This window comes from Ruegeria sp. ABF4_144, assembly GCF_056160045.1.
Genome location: NZ_JBSWWK010000001.1, coordinates 1,454,079 through 1,473,184 on the forward strand (window position 1 = coordinate 1,454,079; position 19,106 = coordinate 1,473,184).

Consider the following 19,106-nt stretch of genomic DNA (forward strand, 5'->3'; position numbering starts at 1 on the left):
ATGAGCGAACAACATATTGCATCCGCTTTCGACCGCGATCTGGAAGCGATTCAGGCCCACATCATGAAGATGGGTGGGTTGGTCGAGGCCGCCATCATGAGCGCAGCGCGTTCTCTGGAAACCAGGGACGAGGAACTGGCCCAACAGGTCCGTCAGGGTGACAAGGCCATCGATGCGCTGGAAGAGCTGATCGACGAAGAAACCGCGCGTCTGATCGCCTTGCGCGCACCGACCGCCAGCGACCTGCGCTTGGTCTTGTCGGTTCTGAAAGTATCCGGCAACCTTGAACGGATTGGCGATTACTCCAAGAATATTGCCAAGCGAACCACGGTTCTGGTCAATGCCGGTGAAATCAATGGCAGTGCCGCCGCCTTGCGCCGTATGGCGCGCGAGGTTGAACGAATGCTGCGCGATGCGCTGGACGCCTATATTCAACGCGATGCCGAACTGGCCACTGATGTCATCAATCGCGACGAAGAAGTGGATCAGATGTATAACGGCCTGTTCCGTGAGTTCCTAACCTTCATGGCTGAGGATCCGCGTAACATATCGTCTTGTATGCACCTGCATTTTATCGCGAAAAACATCGAACGCATGGGCGATCACGTGACCGCAATTGCCGAGCAGGTAGTCTATCTCGTGACAGGGGAACGTCCGGCAGAGGCGCGCCCGAAAGCCGATGTAACCTCACACACCCCTCAGGAGATCTGACCAATGTCTGCGGATCAGCCTACCGTTCTGGTCGTTGAAGATGAACCGGCGCAGCGTGAAGTGTTGGCATACAACCTCGAAGCGGAGGGGTTCCGCGTGTCCAAGGCCGGTAGTGGCGACGAAGCCATGCTGCTGGTCGATGAAGAGCACCCGGACATCATCGTGCTGGACTGGATGATGCCGAACCTCAGCGGGATTGAGGTCTGCCGCCGCCTGAAATCTCGCCCGGATACGCGGTCGATCCCGATTATCATGTTGTCAGCTCGCACCGAAGAGGTCGATAAAGTGCGTGGTCTGGAAACGGGTGCCGATGACTATGTGGTCAAGCCATATTCAGTGGTTGAACTGATGGCGCGCGTGCGTACTCAACTGCGCCGCGTGCGCCCAGCAACCGTTGGTCTGCGGTTGGAGTTTGATGATATCATTCTGGACTCTGAAACTCATAAGGTCAGCCGTGACAGTAAACCTTTGAAATTGGGTCCGACCGAGTTCCGACTGCTCAGCACTTTCATGGAGAAGCCAGGCCGTGTCTGGAGCCGCGAGCAACTGCTGGACCGGGTCTGGGGGCGCGATATCTATGTTGATACACGCACGGTTGACGTCCATATCGGTCGTTTGCGCAAGGCCCTGACGCAACATGGCGGTGAAGACCCGGTGCGCACGGTCCGCGGCGCGGGTTACGCACTGGGATAAAAGCCGGGGCAGGGGTATGAGTTTTGCTCATGGTCAGATGCGAAACTCTTACTGTCTTTTGGTCCGGGGCCGGGTTAGGTTGCGTCGAAGCTGACTAAGCGGAGAAGCACCATGAACGCCCCTGACACAAAGCCCGCATTGCGTGCCAAAGATGCGCCCGATATGGGCAAGTTTGCATGGGACGATCCGTTTCGTCTGTCCGACCAGTTGAACGAAGACGAACGCATGATTGCGGCCAGCGCACAGGCTTACGCGCAGGAAAAACTGCAGCCTCGCGTGACGGAAGCGTTTCAGAAAGAAGAAACCGATCCGGAGATTTTCCGCGAAATGGGCGATATGGGGCTGCTGGGCACCACTATCCCCGAGGAATACGGTGGGCTTGGGGCAGGGTACGTCTCCTACGGTTTGGTCGCGCGCGAGGTCGAACGTGTAGATTCCGGCTATCGCTCAATGATGTCGGTTCAAAGCTCTTTGGTGATGTATCCGATTTATGCCTATGGCAGTGAGGAACAGCGCCGGAAATACCTTCCAAAACTGGCCAGCGGTGAGTGGATCGGCTGCTTTGGCCTGACCGAGGCGGATGCGGGCTCGGACCCGGCAGGTATGAAAACGAAGGCTGAGAAGACGGACGGTGGATACCGACTGACCGGCAGCAAGATGTGGATCTCGAACGCGCCGATTGCCGATGTGTTTGTAGTATGGGCCAAGTCCGATGCCCATGACGGCAAAATTCGCGGCTTTGTATTGGACAAGGGCCTCAAAGGTCTGAGCGCACCGAAAATTCAGAACAAACTGAGTCTGCGCGCCTCGATCACCGGTGAGATCGTCCTGGATGGCGTTGAGGTCGATGAAAGCGCGTTGCTGCCGCATGTTCAGGGCCTCAAAGGTCCTTTCGGCTGTCTGAACCGCGCGCGGTATGGCATCAGTTGGGGCGTCATGGGCGCAGCTGAGTGTTGTTGGCATGCTGCGCGTCAATACGGGTTGGATCGGAAACAGTTCAACCGTCCGCTGGCGCAGACGCAGCTGTTTCAACGGAAGCTGGCGGACATGCAGACAGAGATTGCCTTGGCGCTGCAAGCGAGCCTGCGTGTTGGTCGTCTGATGGATCAGGCCGAAGCCGCGCCCGAGATGATCTCAATTGTCAAACGCAACAACTGCGGCAAAGCGTTGGACATTGCTCGGATGTCGCGCGACATGCACGGGGGCAACGGCATCTCGTTGGAGTTCCAGGTCATCCGCCACATGGTCAATCTTGAGACTGTGAACACTTATGAAGGCACGCATGATGTGCATGCGCTGATCCTTGGGCGGTCACAAACCGGGCTGCAGGCGTTCTATTAAGGTTTTCGTGTAATTGGTATTATGGTAAAAATATGGATTGACCCAATACCAGATTGCACAACAAATCAAACGCGTTACGGTGTGAACCCGAAGCAACATTCGGGATTGTGACATGGAACTGAGCGGAAAAACTGTGGTTGTGACCGGAGCCGCTCAGGGTATCGGCAAAGGACTGGCCGAACGTTTCGCCCATGATGGCGCCACAGTGATCTGTTCGGATATTGACGCTGATGCTGTTCTACGCGTGGCCAAGGACATTGGTGGCCGCGCGCTGGTCTGCGATGTTTCGCGCGAAGAGGACATTGAAAACCTGATTGAGACCGTCGAAGACACTATCGGTCCGATCGACCTGTTCTGCGCGAATGCAGGAATACTGACGCTTGGCGGTCCTGAGGTTCCCGATGATGACTGGGACAAGATCTGGAAGATCAATGTCATGTCCCATGTCTGGACCGCGCGTCACCTTGTGCCCAGAATGATTGCGCGCGGCAGCGGTTACATTATGATCACGGCCTCGGCCGCAGGATTACTGAACCAGCCCGGCGCTGCACCGTATGGTGTTACGAAACACGCCGCGGTTGGTTTTGCCGAGTGGTTGTCTTTGACATACGGACACAAAGGCCTGCGCGTATCGGTTCTGTGCCCACAGGCAGTCCGGTCGGAAATGACACGAGGCCATGAGGTTTCGGTCGCGTCGATTGATGGCATGTTGGAGCCCGAAGAAGTGGCACAGGCCTGTGTTGACGCCATCGGGGCCGAGCAGTTTCTTGTGCTGCCGCATCCTCAGGTCTTGGACTACATCCGCCACAAGGCCGGTGACTATGATCGCTGGCTGGGCGGTATGCGGAAGCTAAATCAACAGTTTATCGAAGACACCTAAGGTTTCTTGCGCGCTTTTCGCATAAGACCTTCCTGCGCGACTGAGGCGACCAAAGTGCCATCTTGCGCATAAATCGAACCGCGATTGAAATTGCGTCCCTGCCCGCTCCATGGAGACTCCATCGCGTAGAGATGCCAGTTTTCAAAGTGAACCGGAGCATGGAACCACAAAGCATGATCCAGGCTGGCCAAATTGACCTCGCCACTAAACCAACTCAGCCCATGTGGCCGCATTCCGGACGTCATCAGGTACATGTCTGACGCGTAAGCCAAAAGAAGGTGCTGGGTTACAGGATCGGTGCCGGCAGCTGCAGCCATGCGGAACCAGATTTGGTTGTGATCGTCAGATTTTCCGGGGTTGAAGGGATTCAGGTGGTATACTTCACGCACTTGGATTGGCCGTTCGCGCAACAGCTCTCCGCGTAGTTTTTCGGGAACCAGATCGACGTATCGCTTCCGCAGCTCCGATCGTTCCGGGTAGTTTTCCGGAGCTTCGGTTTGAGGCATGGCATGCTGATGGTCCCAGCCTTCATCCCGCACATGGAATGAGGCCGACATGTTCAGAATTTGCTTTCCGTTCTGGATCGCGACCACTCTGCGTGTCGTCATTGAACCTCCGTCCCGCGCTCTATCAACCTGATAAATAACGGGAATGGAAGGATCGCCTGCACGAATGAAATAGGCGTGCAGGGAATGGCACAGCCGATCTTCTACCGTGCGATAAGCGGCAGCCAAAGCCTGTGCGATCACCTGTCCGCCGAAAATACGTGTCGGAGTCTCTCCACCGGAGCCTGTGCCGCGAAACAGGTCAACCTCAAGCCTTTCGATGTCCAAAAGGTCCAAAAGGATGCGTTCTGCTTCGGTCATTCTGCGGTCTCCGGTTGGTCGTCAGGCTTGAGTATCAGCGGTACAAAGGTCATTCAATCAGTGCCCCAAGGACAAGCGCCTTTAACTCTGCCCGTGATGGATAGGAACTGGACGGCGATAACTGTGTGAAGAAGACAGTTGTCAGATCGTTCACCCGGTCGATCCAGAAAAAGGTCGAAGCCATGCCGCCCCAACTGAAGTCGCCAACCGATCCAGGCACCCGTGTTCTGCCGGGGTTAAGAACCACCGCGCCGCCCAGACCGAAACCAGTGCCTTCCATGGGTTGTTCTGCAAAGCTCTGCGGTCCCATCGACGCTATATCGCCCGGTAAGTGGTTACACAGCATGTAGTCTATCGTTTTTGGGCCCAGCAGACGGTGCCCGTTACCCTGCCCTTTGTTCCGCAGCATTTCGGCAAATCGAAAAAAGTCATCGATTGTCCCAACCAATCCACCGCCGCCCGAGAATGTCGTCGTGCGTTCAAATGGCGATTCACCGACCTGATCGACAAGCCGCAGGGTCTCGCCGCCGGTCTCCGCCGAGTTCAATGCCATCGCGTCCCCAGCCAGAGGGGTATAGAGCGAGGCGAACCGATCCCCTGCCCCCGGTGGCACCTGAAACCCGGTATCCTGCATGCCCAGCGGTTCAAATATCTCTTTCGCGAAAAACTGGTCCAAAGGTTGACCCGAAACCACCTCAATCACGCGACCCAGGACATCTATGCCAACGGAATACTCCCAGCGTGTTCCGGGTTGGAATGCCAATGGAAGTTTGGCCAGATCGGCCACACGATCCGCCAGAAGACCCTGATTAGGCTTGAACATTAGGTCCTGTTCATCCATCGCCATGGGCAAAACCCCGGGATTGAACGGATAGCTGAGACCGCTTGTGTGGGTCAGCAACTGATGCAGCGTCGGGGTTGCGGCATCCTCGGTCTGATCCAGCTGCTCTGCGTTCGGGATCAAGGCCTTCATATCGCGAAATTCCGGAAGGAAATCGGACAGTGGGGCATCCAAGTTAAACAAGCCACGTTCGGCCAGCATCATCAGCGCGACCGTGGTCACAGGCTTGGTCATGGAATAGATACGAACGATCGTGTCACGCTGAAACGGCAGATCGTTTTCGACACTTCTTTGACCGCAGGCGTTGAAGTAAATCTCGGTCCCCTTGTGTTTCACTAGCAAGGAACTACCCGCATACTTCCGCTCATCAACATAACGTTGCATCCAGTCGGTGATATGGCTCAGGCGCTTGGGGTCGAACGCTGTCATCTTTTTCCTGCCCTCTGTCTGATGAGCAGGATCTTGCGGCCTTACACGCTGAATTAACAGGGAATTCGTCCAGATAGGTACGTCCACCCCATCAGGCTGTTACACTGATGGCGTAGCGGATTCGCTGGTTACGAGTTGGAGACATTTCACCACCCAACCCTCTCGGAGGAAAAACATGACGCAACATATTGAATTTGTGTATGATTTCTGTAGCCCAAACGCTTTTCTCGCCTACAAGGCCCTGCCCGCGCTTGCCGATAAACACCGTGCCAAGGTGAAACATGTTCCTGTTCTGCTTGCTACGGTCTTCAAGGCCACAAACAACCAGAGCCCGTTTCAGGCATTCTCTGAGAACCGCCAGAAAACGGCTTATCTGACCCATGATTTGCACCGGTTTGCGCGTGCCCGTGGGATCAGCTTTCACATGAGCCCGCATTTTCCGGTCAATACGAAATTTGCCATGCGCGGAGCGGTGTTCTCATCAGGTAAATCGTGGGAAAACAAATACATAAATGCCATATTCGATGCCATTTGGGTGCATGGCCAAAAGGTAGAAGAGATCGGAGTTCTCACCGAAATCCTGCACGAAAACGAACTGCCGGTGCGTAAAATCCGTGAAGCGATGACCAGCGTCGAGGTCAAGCAGCAACTCAAAGATCAGACCAAGGCGGCCGTGAAACGTGGCGTTTTTGGTGTGCCCAGCATGTTCGTGGGGTCCGAGATGTTCTTTGGTAAGAATAGTCTGGGAAACCTAGTGCTTGAGCTGTCAAAGGGCTCCTAAGCCTTTAACGCGGCCAACCCATATTGCGCGAACATTGGGACATAGGAACCAAGCGCCATAGCGCGTTTGGGGTCCGATGCGTTGCCATCCTGCGCGCGTTTGTAGACGCCCTGAAGAATTCCGGCCATTCGAAAGAAGTTGAACGCTAGGTAAAATCCGAAATTGTCGATGCCGGACAGGCCGCGACGTTGGCAATATTGATCGATAAAGGCCTTATCCGACGGCAGACCCAGGCTGTCGCGATCAATGCCCGCCAATCCGCGTCCCTCGGTGCCGGGCGGCATCCGCCACTGCATAATGACCGCCGCCAGATCCGCATAAGGGTGGCCGATGGTCGAGAGCTCCCAATCCAGAACGCCGATGCATAGGGTTCCGTGTTTTTCGAACATCAGATTGTCGATGCGATAGTCGCCGTGCACCAGTGTCCTTTGCCCGTCATCCTCGGGCGCCGCCTGGCCTAGCGCATCAATCAGCGCGTCCATCTCCGCAATTTCCGAGGTCTCTGAGGCGCGATACTGCTTAGTCCAGCGCGCAATCTGGCGTTCGAAGTAGTTTCCCGGTGGGCCATAGTCTGAAAGCCCGACTGCCTCGATATCGACCATGTGCAATGCAGCCAGAACCCTGTTCATTTCGTCCAGAACAGCGCTACGCGTAGCGTTGTTTTCGCTGCTCATGGTTGGTTCCAGAAAGATGCGCCCGTCGAGATGCTCCATGACATAAAAATCCGAGCCGATGACACTGTCATCCTCGCACAACACATACATCTGAGGGACCGGTACCGCAGTTCCGCCCAGAGCGGTCTGCACGCGGAATTCCCGATCCACCGCGTGAGCGGATTTCAACAGTGTTCCCTCAGGCTTTCGCCGCAAAACATATTTTTTTTCAGGTGTTTGCAGCAGAAACGTCGGGTTGGATTGTCCGACGGAAAACTTGGTTGCCTCCAGCGGGCCTTGGTATCCCGGCAGATGGGCGCTGAGGTAAGCGTCGACCGCCGCAAGGTCCAGATGCGTGCTGCTCATCCTGTTTCTCCATGTTTCAGCTTAGAAGGCTGCGGCAAAGATATTGCCGGCGGTCACCACGTTGATGCCGCCGGAAACCGGAATCACAGCGCCGGTCACATAGCTTCCGCCGCGGCCGCATAGAAACAACATGCAGCCCGCGATATCCTCATCCCGGCCCACACGCCCCAAGGGAACGGACTTACCGACTTTTTCCCGCATCTCTTCGTCACCGGTTGCAAAGGCCGTCATGCGTGAGACAAATGGCCCCGGTGCAAGCGCGTTCACCGTGACATGGTAGGTTGAGAATTCCTTGGCCATGATTTTGGTCAGGTGCAGAACGGCCGCCTTCGATGCAGAATAGCTGTAGGCACCGTCGCCCATTGGCACCTCTCCCATAACCGAACCGACATTGATCACCCGCGCCGGATCGTCGGCCGTGCCGGATTTCATCAGCATGGGTAGCAGCTTTTGGGTCAGGTCGAACAGACCGGCCACATTGACCGACATGATTTTTTCCCAAGCCTCATGGGGGAACTGACCCATTGGGGCGCCCCAGCTGACGCCCGCGTTATTCATAAGGATATCAAGTTGATCCGTGCGGTTCTTGACCTCAGATACCAAGGCCTCGACACCTTCTTTGGTGGCGACATCGCCGCCGAACCCTTCAGCCTGCCCGGAGGCGCCCAGGGCATTAAGTTCCGCCGCCACGGCCTCGCAGACGTCCGCTTTGCGCGACGCGATCAGAACGCGTGCACCGGCCCGCATCAGCGCCTCGGCAGCCATACGGCCGATCCCGGTCGCCCCACCGGTGACAAGCGCAGTCTTGCCCTGCAAAGAAAAAAGCGTTTCGGGGGTCATGGTCTGCTCCTGTTGTTCTGCTGCGGGTGCTTCCCCGGAATGGGGATCGGTCAGGCGCTATGATTGCTGGTTTCTTGACAAGGCTTGTTGCTGCGCCAAAGCTCCTCGTAACTAAGTTACAAGGATAACAGGTCTGATATGCAAGCTTTACTCAGCGTCGCGCCAGGCGGGCCGGACACACTGGAACTGACCACCCTCCCCAATCCTTCTCCGGGACGCGGCGAATTGCTGATCGGAATCAGGGCGGCTGGCGTCAATTTCCCGGACACGCTGATTATTCAGGATCGTTATCAGATCAGGCCGCCCCGCCCCTTTGCACCGGGCGGTGAAGTTGCAGGCGAAGTGCTGGCCATCGGTGAAGGCGTCACCGGATTCGAAATCGGGGACCGCGTGCTGGCCCTGACCGGGCACGGGGGGTTTGCCACGCACCTGACTATCCCTTCGGCCACCGCCATCAAGTTTCCCGATACGATGCCGTTCGAGCACGCAGCCTGCTTCATATTCACCTATGGAACCTCCTATCACGCCCTGAAAGACCGCGCCGATTTGCAGCCGGACGAGACTCTGCTTGTATTGGGTGCCGCGGGCGGCGTCGGGTCGGCGGCTATTGAGTTGGGCAAGGCCATGGGTGCGCGGGTGATTGCCGCCGTATCCTCGCAGGACAAAGCGGATTTCTGCCGAAGTCTTGGTGCGGATGAGACAGTTCTGTATGCGCATGACATGGACAATGACTCGCAGAAGAAATTCACGTCTGAAATCAAGGATTTATCCGCGCCCTTGGGGGTGAATGTCGTTTATGACGCGGTCGGTGGAGGCTATGCCGAACCCGCGTTGCGTAGCATGGCCTGGAACGGGCGTTTTCTGGTCGTCGGTTTCCCGGCGGGCATTCCCAATATCCCACTGAACCTGCCGCTGCTCAAAGGGTGTCAGATCGTGGGTGTGTTCTGGGGCGCATCGGTGATGCGCGATCCCGCAGGACATTCGGAAAATGTGAGAGATTTGTTCAGGTTATACAGCGAAGCGAAGATCAAACCCAGAATAAGCGCAAGATATCCGCTGGACCGCGCGTCCGAGGCATTGGCGCATATGACAAGCCGCTCCGCGCTTGGAAAGACCGTGGTGACAATGCCAGTTCACGCCGAAGGTGAGTGACCCAACTTCCCCTACTCGCCCTGCGCGCGCGCAGGCCGGTGGACATTGGCATCGGTTCGCGTCTATGAACTTGTAATGGGAACAGTGAGATAATGCACAAAGCTCTGATTTTGAACGGCCCGAATCTGAACCTCCTGGGTACAAGACAGCCCGAGGTTTACGGCAGCACCACGTTGGAGATGGTTGAGGACCTGTGCCTGAGCCATGGTACCTCCATTGGTGTCGAAGTGTCGTGTTTTCAGTCCAATCACGAAGGCGCGCTGATCGACGCCATTCATGAGGCCAAAGGGGATCAGGACGGCATCGTTCTGAACGCCGGCGCCTATACCCACACCTCAATCGCGCTGATGGATGCCATCGCGTCGGTCGAGCTTCCAGTGATCGAGGTGCATCTGTCCAACATCCACGCGCGTGAGGCGTTCCGGCACGTCTCCTATATCTCGAAGGTTGCTGTCGGCCAGATTTGCGGCTTTGGCGCGCAGGGCTATGTTCTGGCACTGGACGCACTGGCCGCACACTTGAAAGGCGGGTCAACTGCATGACGCTGAGTGAATACCTACACTTTCTCAGCTACACCAAAACTCTGGAAGAGCTTTGGGACGCACATTGTCGCCAGATGGCCCGTTTCGGGTTTGATCGCCTGATTTATGGCTATACCCAATACCGCACGGAAACCTCGCTTGGTGACCCTGAGGATTTCGTGATTCTAACCAATCATGAGAAACCGTATCTGGACGGGTTTCTGCGGGATGGGATGTATTTTCACGCTCCGATGCTGAAATGGGCGTTGAATAATGAGGGCGCTGCCAGTTGGGGTGTCGCGCAGGACATGGTGACCAACGGAAAGTTGACGGCGCAAGAACTGAACGTTCTGGAGTTCAACCGGTCGCAAGGCGTGAGCTTCGGGTACACCATCAGTTTCACATCGGTTTCGATGCGGTCCAAGGGCGCTATTTCCCTGTCCGCCGGGGACGCAGCCAGTCAGGCTGAAGTGGACAAGATGTGGGTCGAGCATGGCGATGACATCCTGCTGATGAACAACGTCGCGCATCTGAAAATCCTCACCCTGCCCTACAATGCCCCGAACCGTGCCCTGACCAAACGCCAGCGCGAAGCGTTGCAATGGGTCGGAGACGGCAAGACCACACAAGACATTGCGCTGCTGATGGGGCTGACGTCGGCCACGGTAGAAAAGCACCTTCGGCTTGCACGTGAAGCGCTTTGTGTCGAGACCACGGCGCAGGCAGTTCTGAAGGCATCGCTGCAGAATCAGATGTTCGTGATGGAAGCCTAAGACCTCGGAATCTGACGCCATATTGCGTCAATTTACCCTAGGTAAGGAAAACATGACTTTCCATTCCTAGGGCGTAGTTGCAAACTGATATTGTTCCGTGAGTGGTGGCTTTAGCCAGGGAACATTTGGTTGGATCTTTGCAATAACAGGGCTCTCCAGCCGCTCTGACAATAAGGCGCCTATTCGTCCGCGTCCAATTGCCGGAATTTTGGGGGGCCTCGACCATCCCCATCATGCGGGGCCCCTCAATCAAATTCATGAAAAACAGGGCGCTTCGGCGTCTTTTTTTATGTCCGCACGAAAAAACCGGCCACGTTTAGTGCGACCGGTTTTGAAACTTATAAGACCGGACCTCCTGCGAGGTCCGGAGGTATTCCTTAGCCCTGAGCGGCCTTGGCAACTTCGGCTGCGAAGTCTTCTTTTTCGACCACGATGCCTTCGCCAACTTCCAGACGGATGAAGCCGGTGACGGTTGCGCCTGCTTCTTTGGCCGCTGCTTCAACGGTCAGGTCAGGGTTCACAACGAAAGACTGGTTCAGCAGAGTCGACTCAGCGACGAATTTCTTCATCCGGCCTTCGATCATCTTTTCGATCACCTGCTCCGGCTTGCCGGATTCGCGGGCGATGTCCATCTGAACCTGTTTTTCTTTCTCAACAACAGCCGGGTCCATGTCCGCTTCGGACAGAGCTGCAGGGTTCACAGCTGCAATGTGCATCGCAACCTGCTTGCCGATCGCTTCGTCGCCACCGGTCAGAGCGACCAGAACGCCGATTTTACCCATGCCGTTGGTGGCTGCGTTGTGGACGTAAGAAACAACGGTGTCGCCCGACAGTTTGGCCATGCGGCGCACCGACATGTTTTCACCAATGGTGGCGATCTTGTCGGTCAAGGTGTCGGCAACGTTCTTGCCGCCCAGATCAGCCGCCAGCAGCGCTTCGACGTTGTCCACGCCTTCGGCAGCGTATGCGATCTTGCCGACCATTTCCTGGAATTCAGCGTTTTTCGCAACGAAGTCGGTTTCCGAGTTCACTTCGACAGCGACACCGTTGCCACCATTGACGTGAACTGCAACCAGACCTTCTGCTGCGGTACGGCCCGATTTCTTGGCCGCTTTGGCCAGGCCTTTGGTGCGCAGCCAGTCAACGGCTTCGTCCATGTTGCCGCCGGTTTCGGTCAGCGCTTTTTTTGCGTCCATCATGCCTGCGCCGGTCTGGTCGCGCAGTTCTTTCACCATTGCTGCTGTGATTGCCATCTTTTGGCTCTCCTCAATTCAAACGGAATTGGGGCAGGTCATACCCTGCCCCATATGTCATTTACGTGACGGGCAGCTTACGCTTCGGCAGATGCTTCTGCTTCGGCCGGCGCTTCTTCTGCAACGGCTTCTTCAACCGGAGCTTCTTCGAACGCACCCAGGTCAACGCCTGCAGCACCCATCTGAGCGGTCATACCGTCCAGAGCGGCACGTGCTGCCAGATCGCAGTACAGTGCGATTGCGCGAGCCGCGTCGTCGTTGCCGGGGATGATGTAGTCAACACCGTCGGGCGAGCAGTTGGTGTCGACAACAGCCACAACCGGGATACCCAGCTTGTTGGCTTCTGCGATGGCCAGTGCTTCTTTTTTGACGTCGATGACGAACAGCAGATCCGGAACGCCGCCCATCTCGCGGATACCGCCCAGCGAAGCCTGCAGCTTGGCCTGGTCACGTTCCATGCCCAGACGCTCTTTCTTTGTCAGGCCTTCGGCGCCCGACTCCATCGCTTCGTCGATCTGGTTCAGGCGGTTGATCGACTGGGAAACGGTTTTCCAGTTGGTCAGGGTGCCGCCCAGCCAGCGGTGGTTCATGTAGTACTGAGCCGACTTTTCAGCGGCGTCTGCGATCGGCTGAGCTGCCTGACGCTTGGTGCCAACGAACAGAACGCGGCCACCTTTTGCGACAGTGTCACGAACAGCCTGCAGAGCCTGGTCCAGCATCGGAACGGTCTGGGTCAGGTCCATGATGTGGATGCCGTTGCGCGAGCCGTAGATGAACGGGCCCATGCGGGGATTCCAACGCTGTGTCTGGTGACCAAAGTGAACGCCAGCTTCCAGCAGCTGACGCATGGTGAACTCGGGAAGAGCCATGCTATTTTCCTTTTCCGGTTTACGCCTGGGCGGGGGTGAAAGAAGCGGATGCTCCAACCGGCGGTCTTGATGAGGATGTCTCCCTCAAAAAGCCCAAACCCCGCCTGCGGGTTTGAATGGCGCGCGTATACGGCAGCTTTGGATGCAGTGCAAGGGGCTATTGCCCTTATTTTTTAAGCCGCGCCAAGCTGTGCGCGTGACGCACAGCCTCTTCGCAATGCGCGGCCAGCGCCTTGCGGTTCTCAAAGTCACTGACCTTGGCTGGCGCGTGGTAGATCAATTCGACAAAACCTTGCTTGCGTGCACCTAGGGTTTTGAGCAGATGTGGCCCGAACTCCATGTCGCCCCACCAGCCATAGAACCGGTCTGGTTGCCCTTTGGGCGCGTGAAAAACTACCGAGACCGGCTGAACATACATAAAGTCGCGCAATTCTTCTGCGAAGAACGCGGCAAAGAGCGTTGTTTTAAATGGTAAAACTCGCAATCCATCGGTCGATGTCCCTTCGGGAAAGAACAACAACTTATGCCCAGCTTTCAGCCGGGTTTCGAACACTTTGGTCTGTTCTTTGGCTTTCTTGCGTTCCCGTTCGATAAACACGGTGCCAGTCGCGCGGGCAAGCCAACCGATGCCGGGCCATTTTGCTACTTCGGCTTTGGACACGAAATAGACCCGCTTGCGCGCGTTCAACGCAAAAATGTCCAGCCAGGACGTGTGGTTCGCAACCACGGCACCGCGTTCCTGCATCAACTCGCCCGAGGTACGAAAACCGACACCCAGAAGCCGGAGGGCATTGCGGCAGACAAATTGCGCGATGAACGGGGTGATTGGGCGGCGTACTCCGAATAATGGTAGTTCGATCAGGCGAATGGTCAGAAGGATGATCAGCCCTCCGAATACCAATAGCGCCAGAGGCACCCCGCGCAGGATGACAAGAACCCAGCCTAGCGGACCCAGATTGATCGGGTCAGGTTGGTCCTCACTGTTCCACAGCGCGTCGTTCACCGGGCTACGCTCCGCCATAGATGCGTTTTTGACGCTCGTTCATGCGCGCAGTGTCGAGGATCAGGCAGACATCTGTCGTGTTGAAAGCATGGTCGATGAACGCCCCCTCACCCACGAATCCGCCAAGCCGCAGATAGGCTTTGATCAATGCGGGAACCTGCACCATCGCAGCGCGGCGATCCAGGTCGGTCGGCTCCACGAGGCCCATGGATTGAAATACATCTGGCTGCGCCCGCACCCGCAGATCGGGCGGCGCCAGATGGTTGTAGTGCAGCATCGACAGTGGCTGAGCCAGAGCCTCGACGTCCGTGCCGTGAAAGCTGGCCACGCCGAAAAGAACCTCGATCCCGCGCTCGTTGACATATGTCGCCAGACCGTTCCAAAGGTGATACATCGCCGTTCCACCGCGATAGTCGGGATGCAGGCAGGACCGGCCCAGTTCCAGCAGCTTTCGGCCGCTTTGTTTCAGAACGGTCAGGTCGTATTCATCTTCGGAATAAAATTGCCCAAGTTCCGCTGCACGTTCGCCCGGCAACAGCCTGTAAACGCCCACAGTTTCGCCGCTGACGTTGTCGATTGCCAGCATGTGATCGAAATACGGATCGAACTTGTCGCGCTCCAAGCCAGCCTCGTGATCGACCATCTCTCCACCACCACCCAGTTCGCGGACAAACACGTCATAGCGCAGCCGTTGCGCGGCGCGCAGTTCGTCCTCGGTCTCGGCGAGTTTGACGGTAAAGGAAGGGCCTGCATCCGGCATTGGTGGTTCCGTTCTTGTTTTTGCGCTGATACCGCAGTTTCCGGGGGGATGGCAACAAGAGCGGATTTGCAGGGTTGTTAACCTTTCCTAAACCAGTTTCACGGATCAAAGACCGGCATCAGGGCGATGCGTGCTCCGTCAATTACCACTTTCCCCTGCTCGCGAAAGTTGACGGTGACCTTGCCCCCGATGTTGGACTGCACTTGTCCAACGCCCCAATCGGGGAAATCGGGGTGGCGGACGTACATGCCTGGTGCAAGAATAGCATTGAGGTCTGTCATCAAGGGCTCCGGTCCGGTGGCAGATGCAGCAGGAGGTACGCATGAGCGACACCAACGTCAACCTGGCCGAGTTGATCGGTTCTCGGATCTGCCACGATCTGATCAGCCCTATTGGCGCGATCACTAACGGCCTCGAGCTGCTTGAAATGGTCGGTGGCACCCAAGGCCCCGAGATGGAGTTGATCTCGGGCAGTGTCGGCAGCGCCGGGGCGCGGATCCGGTTTTTCCGGGTCGCATTTGGTTCGGCCGGTGATCAGCCTCTGGGCCGAGCCGAGGTGTCGGACTTGTTGAAGGATGTCGAACGGGCGGGCCGTGTGCGCGTCAATTGGCACCTGACCGAGGCCGTACCTCGCAATCAGGTAAAATTGGCGTTTCTGGCGCTGATGTGCTGCGAAAGCGCGATGCCCTTCGGCGGTGAGGTCACAATCGTAGATAACGGCGACACCTGGACGGTGACCGGCGCGGCAGACAAGCTTAACCTGGACAATGATCTGTGGAAGAACCTACCTCTGGGCCGGTTTGCCAACAAGGTCACCCCTGCACAGGTTCAGTTCGCCCTTCTGCCCGAAACCGCAGCGTCGATGGGGCGGCGGGTTGCGGCGGAAACCACCTCAACCCGCATTGTGATCCGGTTCTAGGACCGGGTCGTTCCGTTCCCACGCACCAGATATTTGAAACTGGTCAGTTGCGCGGCGCCCACGGGCCCGCGCGCGTGCATCTTGCCGGTGGCGATGCCGATCTCGGCACCCATTCCGAATTCTCCACCATCGGCGAATTGGGTCGAAGCATTGTGCATCAGGATCGCGCTGTCGAGCCGCTCAAAGAACTTCGCGGCGGTGCCCGCATCCTCGGTCATGATGCAATCGGTGTGGTTCGATCCATATTGACGGATATGCTCGATAGCCGCGTCGATATCCGCCACCGGTTTGGCGGCAATGATGCTATCGAGGAATTCCTTGCCCCAATCGTCAGCAGTCGCAGCAACCGTGCCGTCCATGGCCAGTGTACCTTCAGCATGTACCTCGACGCCAGCAGCCAACAGAGCCGAGATGACGTTCCGGCCCAGCGTTTCGGCGACGTCCTGATGGATCAGCAAGCACTCAGCGGCACCGCAAATACCCGTTCGGCGGGTTTTGGCGTTCAATACCACGTCCAGCGTCTTCTGCGGGTCCGCTACCTTGTCGATATAGATGTGAACAATGCCTTCGAGATGCGCGAACACGGGAACCCGGGCTTCGCGCTGCACCAGACCGACCAGCCCCTTACCGCCACGCGGTACGATAACGTCTACATAGTCGGTCATGGTCAGCAATTCCTGAACGGCGGCACGGTCGCGCGTCGGAACTAGTTGAATAGCATCTTCGGGCAGCTTCGCGGCCTTTAGGCCTTCGACCAAGCAAGCATGGATTGCACCCGAAGAATGAAAACTCTCAGACCCGCCGCGTAGGATTACTGCATTACCGGACTTCAGGCACAAAGCTCCCGCGTCAGCAGTTACATTCGGGCGGCTTTCATAAATCACGCCGATAACGCCCAAAGGCGTACGCACACGTTGGATGTTCAGGCCCGAGGGCATGTTCCATTCGGTCAAAACTTCGCCAACCGGATCGGGCTGATCCGCTACGGTGCGCAAACCGTCAACCATGCCTTGGATGCGGTCCTCGTCCAGCATCAGACGATCCATCATCGCCGGGCTCAGGCCCTTTTCGCGGCCGAACTCTAGGTCTTTCTTGTTGGCTTCTATGATGTCGGTCCGGTTTGCCCATACTGCATCAGCGGCTGCAATCAGCGCGGCGTGCTTGCGTTCAGCGCTGGCACAAGCCAGATCAGCCGAGGCCGCCTTGGCGCGTTTTCCAAGATCGGCCATCAGGTTGGGAATGCTGTCGAAATCCTTCATCTCATGTGCCTTTCGGTCATATTCTGGTGTTTTAACATCGCGCGTCTATAGCGCCAAATCGTCCCGGTGGATCAAAACGGCCCGCCCCGGATAGCCCAAAGTCGCCTCGATTTCCGAGGACTTGCGCCCCTTGATCGCATCCGCTTCTTGCGCGGTGTAACGGCTGAGGCCTTGCGCCAATCGGCGCGAAGCTGGGTCAAGGATGGCCACGGGATCGCCGCGGCCAAAATCTCCGGTCACTTCGACGATACCCGCAGGTAACAGGCTTTTGCCATTGCCAAGCGCTTGTGCCGCGCCAGCATCCACGACGATCTCACCGCGTGGCTTCATCGCAGAAATCCAGCGCTTACGTGCCGCGTGCGGGTCAAGTGCCGCCGTGAACCAGGTGCAGTTTGCGCCATTCTCAAGCGTTTTCAGCGGGTTCAGAGGTGAACCTTCAGTGATCGCCATGTCGCACCCCGCCGCTGTTGCCATCTTGGCGGCCAACAGCTTGGTCTTCATACCGCCCTTGGATAAGCCCGACCCGGCGTCGCCCGCCATTTCTTCGATCTCTGGCGTGATATCCTCGATCACGTCATACCGGGTGGCTGAGGTATCCTCGTTCGGGTTGCCGGTATAGAAACCGTCCACGTCAGACAGCAGGATCAGCTGGTCTGCCCCAACGGTCACCGCAATCTGTGCAGCCAGTCGGTCGTTGTCGCCATAACGAATCTCATCCGTCGCGACTGTGTCGTTCTCGTTGACGATGGGAACCACGCCAAGGCTCAGCAATGTCTCGAGCGTCGCGCGAGAGTTCAGATAACGTCGGCGGTCTGCGCTGTCTTCCAGCGTCACCAGCACCTGCGCTGTGGTGATCTTGTGCGGGGTCAACGCCTCTTCATACGCGCGGGCCAGCCGGATTTGACCAACGGCGGCGGCGGCCTGGGACTGTTCCAGCGGCAGCGCTTCCATCGGCAGGTTCAGCACTCCGCGACCCAGCGCAATTGACCCGGACGAGACCAGAATGACATCCGTCCCCTGCCCCTTGAGCCAGGCCACGTCCTGCGCCAGAGAATGCAACCAGTCCGACCGCAACAACCCCGAATTCCGGTCCACCAGCAGAGCGGAGCCGATCTTGACCACCAAGCGTTTCGCCGAGGTCAGGGTTGCCACGATTTCGCCTCCTCAGCGGGCTTTTGGCGCAGTCGGTTTTCGTCGATCTGAGCGCGCAATGCACGCAGAACCTCGGTCACGCCCAGATGAGCTACGCCAGACATGGTCATGACGGGTCCGCCAACGGCCTCTTCCAGCTCAGCCTTGGCCAATTCGCGCTCTTCGTCATCTAGCGCGTCGACTTTGTTCAGCACGGTAATTCGCGGCTTTTCGGCCAATTCGCCGCCATAAGCCTCAAGCTCGTGGATGATCGTGCGATAGTCATCCGCCACGGTCTCTGACGTGCCATCGACCAGATGCAGCAACACAGCACAGCGTTCGACATGGCCCAGAAAACGGTCACCGATCCCGCGGCCCTCGTGCGCGCCTTCGATCAGACCGGGGATGTCAGCCACGACGAATTCAACGTTATCGACGCCGACGACGCCCAGATTGGGATGCAGCGTCGTAAATGGGTAATCCGCGATCTTCGGGCGCGCGTTCGAAGTTGCCGCCAGAAAGGTTGACTTGCCGGCGTTGGGCATGCCCAGCAGTCCCACATCCGCGATCAGTTTCAGCCGCAACCAGATGGTGCGATCAATGCCTGCCTGCCCTGGATTGGCCCGGCGCGGGGCCTGATTGGTAGCCGATTTGAAGTGCAGGTTGCCAAAGCCGCCATTGCCGCCCTTGGCCAGCAAGACGCGTTGTCCGACTTCGGTTAGGTCACAAATGACGGTCTCTTCGTCTTCGTCCAAAATCTCGGTGCCCACAGGCACGCGCAAGACGATATCATCGCCATCCTTGCCAGTGCGCTGTTGTCCGCGCCCGGGCTGGCCGTTCTTAGCAAAGAAATGCTGCTGATAGCGGAAGTCGATCAGGGTGTTCAGACCATCCACGACCTCGGCCCAGACGGACCCGCCTTTACCGCCGTCGCCGCCATCGGGACCGCCGTATTCGATGTATTTTTCGCGTCGGAAGCTGACGCAGCCTCCACCTCCGGCCCCGGACCGGATGTAGACCTTTGCAAGATCGAGAAATTTCATGGCTGTCCCCTACTGCAAAGGC

21 protein-coding genes are annotated in these 19,106 nt (G+C 57.3%); 9 read left to right on the plus strand and 12 right to left on the minus strand.

What is annotated here, in order from left to right; translation table 11 throughout:
- The 4 genes from phoU to ACXAGD_RS07470 all read left to right on the plus strand — a co-directional run bounded on the left by phoU (position 1) and on the right by ACXAGD_RS07470 (position 3,625).
- Positions 1–711, plus strand: a complete 711-nt coding sequence (gene phoU / locus ACXAGD_RS07455; RefSeq protein WP_475209345.1) for a phosphate signaling complex protein PhoU — start codon at positions 1–3, stop codon at positions 709–711.
- 3 nt (positions 712–714) lie between these two features.
- The gene (gene phoB, locus ACXAGD_RS07460) at positions 715–1,404 is read left to right on the plus strand and encodes a phosphate regulon transcriptional regulator PhoB (RefSeq protein WP_475209346.1); all 690 of its coding nucleotides are present in this window, start codon (positions 715–717) and stop codon (positions 1,402–1,404) included.
- A gap of 111 nt (positions 1,405–1,515) precedes the next feature.
- Positions 1,516–2,745 (plus strand): acyl-CoA dehydrogenase, encoded by a 1,230-nt coding sequence (locus ACXAGD_RS07465; protein WP_475209347.1) that lies wholly within the window; start codon positions 1,516–1,518, stop codon positions 2,743–2,745.
- A gap of 112 nt (positions 2,746–2,857) precedes the next feature.
- Entirely contained in the window at positions 2,858–3,625 is a 768-nt protein-coding gene (locus ACXAGD_RS07470) for an SDR family oxidoreductase (RefSeq protein ID WP_475209348.1), read from the plus strand.
- Here the strand turns inward: ACXAGD_RS07470 and ACXAGD_RS07475 are convergent.
- Both ACXAGD_RS07475 and ACXAGD_RS07480 read right to left on the minus strand, forming a co-directional pair.
- Positions 3,622–4,491, minus strand: a complete 870-nt coding sequence (locus ACXAGD_RS07475; protein WP_475209349.1) for an acyl-CoA thioesterase — start codon at positions 4,489–4,491, stop codon at positions 3,622–3,624. The two genes, ACXAGD_RS07470 and ACXAGD_RS07475, sit on opposite strands and share 4 nt — an antisense overlap.
- Positions 4,492–4,540: 49 nt before the next feature.
- Positions 4,541–5,761, minus strand: coding sequence for a serine hydrolase domain-containing protein (locus ACXAGD_RS07480; RefSeq protein WP_475209350.1), 1,221 nt, complete (start codon positions 5,759–5,761; stop codon positions 4,541–4,543).
- Between the two features lie 175 nt (positions 5,762–5,936).
- Between ACXAGD_RS07480 and ACXAGD_RS07485 the strand changes: the two genes are divergently transcribed.
- Positions 5,937–6,542 (plus strand): DsbA family protein, encoded by a 606-nt coding sequence (locus ACXAGD_RS07485; protein ID WP_475209351.1) that lies wholly within the window; start codon positions 5,937–5,939, stop codon positions 6,540–6,542.
- Here the strand turns inward: ACXAGD_RS07485 and ACXAGD_RS07490 are convergent.
- Both ACXAGD_RS07490 and ACXAGD_RS07495 read right to left on the minus strand, forming a co-directional pair.
- Complete coding sequence (locus ACXAGD_RS07490; RefSeq protein ID WP_475209352.1) at positions 6,539–7,561, minus strand: phosphotransferase family protein; 1,023 nt, start codon at positions 7,559–7,561, stop codon at positions 6,539–6,541. The genes ACXAGD_RS07485 and ACXAGD_RS07490 overlap by 4 nt on opposite strands.
- A gap of 21 nt (positions 7,562–7,582) precedes the next feature.
- Positions 7,583–8,401, minus strand: coding sequence for an SDR family oxidoreductase (locus ACXAGD_RS07495; RefSeq protein WP_475209353.1), 819 nt, complete (start codon positions 8,399–8,401; stop codon positions 7,583–7,585).
- Between the two features lie 138 nt (positions 8,402–8,539).
- On the opposite strand from ACXAGD_RS07495, the gene ACXAGD_RS07500 reads away from it, so the two are divergent.
- The 3 genes from ACXAGD_RS07500 to ACXAGD_RS07510 all read left to right on the plus strand — a co-directional run bounded on the left by ACXAGD_RS07500 (position 8,540) and on the right by ACXAGD_RS07510 (position 10,847).
- Positions 8,540–9,553 (plus strand): NADPH:quinone oxidoreductase family protein, encoded by a 1,014-nt coding sequence (locus ACXAGD_RS07500; RefSeq protein ID WP_475209354.1) that lies wholly within the window; start codon positions 8,540–8,542, stop codon positions 9,551–9,553.
- Between the two features lie 92 nt (positions 9,554–9,645).
- The gene (gene aroQ, locus ACXAGD_RS07505; RefSeq protein WP_475209355.1) at positions 9,646–10,095 is read left to right on the plus strand and encodes a type II 3-dehydroquinate dehydratase; all 450 of its coding nucleotides are present in this window, start codon (positions 9,646–9,648) and stop codon (positions 10,093–10,095) included.
- Positions 10,092–10,847, plus strand: a complete 756-nt coding sequence (locus tag ACXAGD_RS07510) for a helix-turn-helix transcriptional regulator (RefSeq protein WP_475209356.1) — start codon at positions 10,092–10,094, stop codon at positions 10,845–10,847. The genes aroQ and ACXAGD_RS07510 overlap by 4 nt, the downstream gene beginning before the upstream one ends.
- A gap of 377 nt (positions 10,848–11,224) precedes the next feature.
- Here the strand turns inward: ACXAGD_RS07510 and tsf are convergent, their stop codons facing one another.
- The 5 genes from tsf to ACXAGD_RS07535 form a co-directional block, all read right to left on the minus strand.
- Positions 11,225–12,100 carry a translation elongation factor Ts gene (tsf, locus tag ACXAGD_RS07515; protein WP_475209357.1) on the minus strand — a complete coding sequence of 292 codons (876 nt, stop codon included), beginning with the start codon at positions 12,098–12,100 and terminating at the stop codon, positions 11,225–11,227.
- A 77-nt stretch (positions 12,101–12,177) separates the two neighbouring features.
- Positions 12,178–12,969, minus strand: a complete 792-nt coding sequence (rpsB, locus tag ACXAGD_RS07520; RefSeq protein ID WP_475209359.1) for a 30S ribosomal protein S2 — start codon at positions 12,967–12,969, stop codon at positions 12,178–12,180.
- Between the two features lie 166 nt (positions 12,970–13,135).
- Entirely contained in the window at positions 13,136–13,990 is an 855-nt protein-coding gene (olsA, locus tag ACXAGD_RS07525) for a lyso-ornithine lipid O-acyltransferase (protein ID WP_475209360.1), read from the minus strand.
- The gene (gene olsB / locus ACXAGD_RS07530; RefSeq protein WP_475209361.1) at positions 13,977–14,732 is read right to left on the minus strand and encodes an L-ornithine N(alpha)-acyltransferase; all 756 of its coding nucleotides are present in this window, start codon (positions 14,730–14,732) and stop codon (positions 13,977–13,979) included. Before olsB ends, olsA begins: the two co-directional genes overlap by 14 nt.
- 98 nt (positions 14,733–14,830) lie before the next feature.
- Positions 14,831–15,013, minus strand: a complete 183-nt coding sequence (locus ACXAGD_RS07535; RefSeq protein WP_475209362.1) for a DUF3553 domain-containing protein — start codon at positions 15,011–15,013, stop codon at positions 14,831–14,833.
- A gap of 41 nt (positions 15,014–15,054) precedes the next feature.
- Between ACXAGD_RS07535 and ACXAGD_RS07540 the strand changes: the two genes are divergently transcribed.
- Positions 15,055–15,651, plus strand: a complete 597-nt coding sequence (locus ACXAGD_RS07540; protein WP_475209363.1) for a histidine phosphotransferase family protein — start codon at positions 15,055–15,057, stop codon at positions 15,649–15,651.
- Here the strand turns inward: ACXAGD_RS07540 and ACXAGD_RS07545 are convergent.
- The 3 genes from ACXAGD_RS07545 to obgE are packed head-to-tail and all read right to left on the minus strand — an operon-like array spanning position 15,648 to position 19,084.
- Positions 15,648–16,910 (minus strand): glutamate-5-semialdehyde dehydrogenase, encoded by a 1,263-nt coding sequence (locus tag ACXAGD_RS07545; RefSeq protein ID WP_475209364.1) that lies wholly within the window; start codon positions 16,908–16,910, stop codon positions 15,648–15,650. The genes ACXAGD_RS07540 and ACXAGD_RS07545 overlap by 4 nt on opposite strands.
- Positions 16,911–16,955: 45 nt before the next feature.
- Positions 16,956–18,062: a glutamate 5-kinase gene (gene proB, locus ACXAGD_RS07550; RefSeq protein WP_475209365.1), complete on the minus strand. Its 1,107-nt coding sequence runs from the start codon at positions 18,060–18,062 to the stop codon at positions 16,956–16,958.
- Positions 18,050–19,084 (minus strand): GTPase ObgE, encoded by a 1,035-nt coding sequence (gene obgE, locus ACXAGD_RS07555; RefSeq protein ID WP_475209366.1) that lies wholly within the window; start codon positions 19,082–19,084, stop codon positions 18,050–18,052. The genes proB and obgE overlap by 13 nt, the downstream gene beginning before the upstream one ends.
- Positions 19,085–19,106: the final 22 nt, after the last annotated feature.

Bases quoted from the DNA above. Each gene is read 5' to 3' on its own strand.
- ACXAGD_RS07500 (WP_475209354.1), top strand. From the start codon at position 8,540: ATGCAAGCTTTACTCAGCGTCGCGCCAGGCGGGCCGGACACACTGGAA.
- obgE (WP_475209366.1), bottom strand. From the start codon at position 19,084: ATGAAATTTCTCGATCTTGCAAAGGTCTACATCCGGTCCGGGGCCGGA.
- ACXAGD_RS07540 (WP_475209363.1), top strand. From the start codon at position 15,055: ATGAGCGACACCAACGTCAACCTGGCCGAGTTGATCGGTTCTCGGATC.
- rpsB (WP_475209359.1), bottom strand. From the start codon at position 12,969: ATGGCTCTTCCCGAGTTCACCATGCGTCAGCTGCTGGAAGCTGGCGTT.
- ACXAGD_RS07480 (WP_475209350.1), bottom strand. From the start codon at position 5,761: ATGACAGCGTTCGACCCCAAGCGCCTGAGCCATATCACCGACTGGATG.
- ACXAGD_RS07490 (WP_475209352.1), bottom strand. From the start codon at position 7,561: ATGAGCAGCACGCATCTGGACCTTGCGGCGGTCGACGCTTACCTCAGC.
- ACXAGD_RS07475 (WP_475209349.1), bottom strand. From the start codon at position 4,491: ATGACCGAAGCAGAACGCATCCTTTTGGACCTTTTGGACATCGAAAGG.
- ACXAGD_RS07485 (WP_475209351.1), top strand. From the start codon at position 5,937: ATGACGCAACATATTGAATTTGTGTATGATTTCTGTAGCCCAAACGCT.
- ACXAGD_RS07535 (WP_475209362.1), bottom strand. From the start codon at position 15,013: ATGACAGACCTCAATGCTATTCTTGCACCAGGCATGTACGTCCGCCAC.
- aroQ (WP_475209355.1), top strand. From the start codon at position 9,646: ATGCACAAAGCTCTGATTTTGAACGGCCCGAATCTGAACCTCCTGGGT.
- phoU (WP_475209345.1), top strand. From the start codon at position 1: ATGAGCGAACAACATATTGCATCCGCTTTCGACCGCGATCTGGAAGCG.
- olsA (WP_475209360.1), bottom strand. From the start codon at position 13,990: ATGGCGGAGCGTAGCCCGGTGAACGACGCGCTGTGGAACAGTGAGGAC.
- olsB (WP_475209361.1), bottom strand. From the start codon at position 14,732: ATGCCGGATGCAGGCCCTTCCTTTACCGTCAAACTCGCCGAGACCGAG.
- ACXAGD_RS07470 (WP_475209348.1), top strand. From the start codon at position 2,858: ATGGAACTGAGCGGAAAAACTGTGGTTGTGACCGGAGCCGCTCAGGGT.
- tsf (WP_475209357.1), bottom strand. From the start codon at position 12,100: ATGGCAATCACAGCAGCAATGGTGAAAGAACTGCGCGACCAGACCGGC.
- ACXAGD_RS07545 (WP_475209364.1), bottom strand. From the start codon at position 16,910: ATGAAGGATTTCGACAGCATTCCCAACCTGATGGCCGATCTTGGAAAA.
- ACXAGD_RS07465 (WP_475209347.1), top strand. From the start codon at position 1,516: ATGAACGCCCCTGACACAAAGCCCGCATTGCGTGCCAAAGATGCGCCC.
- ACXAGD_RS07510 (WP_475209356.1), top strand. From the start codon at position 10,092: ATGACGCTGAGTGAATACCTACACTTTCTCAGCTACACCAAAACTCTG.
- phoB (WP_475209346.1), top strand. From the start codon at position 715: ATGTCTGCGGATCAGCCTACCGTTCTGGTCGTTGAAGATGAACCGGCG.
- ACXAGD_RS07495 (WP_475209353.1), bottom strand. From the start codon at position 8,401: ATGACCCCCGAAACGCTTTTTTCTTTGCAGGGCAAGACTGCGCTTGTC.